The sequence below is a fragment of the Falsihalocynthiibacter sp. CO-5D18 genome (assembly GCF_041205445.1).
GTDB classification, from domain to species: Bacteria; Pseudomonadota; Alphaproteobacteria; order Rhodobacterales; family Rhodobacteraceae; genus Falsihalocynthiibacter; species Falsihalocynthiibacter arcticus.
On the sequence record NZ_JBGFCF010000065.1, the window covers coordinates 1 to 926 of the forward strand.

Here is a 926-nt window from a genome sequence, read left to right on the forward strand (position 1 = left end):
GGTTCGATTGTGACGGAACTGGTACGCAACCGGTTCGCAAACTGGTTCATAAACGGCCAAAAACCCTTATTTTAGTTGTTTTTAACTAAAAAAGAGGGGTTTGTTGGCTCCGACGGTAGGGTCTAACCTATTCTGTAATCTATTGTTTTTAAGTGTATATTTCCGGGGATTTATTGGAAAACCGGTTCGCAACTGGTTCGCAGGGGAGAGGTAATGGAAGCCAAGTATTTTGGGATAATCGAAGTCAAGCAGTCACCTGATCCAAGCCTCCATCGAGTACAATTCTAGTATTCTGTTGAGTGTTTTTTGCAGTCGCGGATCAAGCCGCTCATTGCGGCCAACAAACCAACGCGCGTTGCATTCCTAGCATCTGGAAACACTTCCCGAACTACATTGTATGCTTCATCTAGCCGGGTCTGTTTTACCCTGCTACCGCCCTCTATCAGATCATAGCGTTTGACTTTTGTGCCTGTCGCGATCTTGAGGTGGCAATCTCCACCTTTATAACGGTGAATATGTGGTGTCGTATTCGCGGCGCCGAAGGGATAGTCATCTGACATGATTTCTCTTTCAAAAACAATTAGAAATTCCAGCGAAAAAATGCGGCCTCTGGATATGTCGATACTGTTGTGTGCTTTCACATTTGGGTCAAGACCTTTTCGCGCGACACTATATTGACGTGCAGATGCTGACCACGACGGTATTCCTTGCGAAAAGCAATGTGGCCAAAGCTCAAGGGCAAACCTCTCACGGGTTCAGGGGTGCAAAAATGAGCTTGGCTGTAGGTGATCTTTCCACCACACTACCGAGACAGTGAGACGCTGAGACAGCGAGACAGTGGGAAACCTTTATTGATGGGGCCAATCCTTTTGCCTGGCTTGCTTTTGGTCGCATAGGTTTTGAGCTTGCGTTCCAACTTTGAGATG

Annotated in this window: 1 protein-coding gene; it reads right to left on the bottom strand. The window is 46.8% G+C overall.

Going from position 1 to position 926, the window contains the following annotated elements; translation table 11 throughout:
• Positions 1-284: 284 nt before the first annotated feature.
• Positions 285-560: a hypothetical protein gene (locus AB9F27_RS21885; protein ID WP_369754499.1), complete on the bottom strand. Its 276-nt coding sequence runs from the start codon at positions 558-560 to the stop codon at positions 285-287.
• Between the last annotated feature and the right edge of the window lie 366 nt (positions 561-926).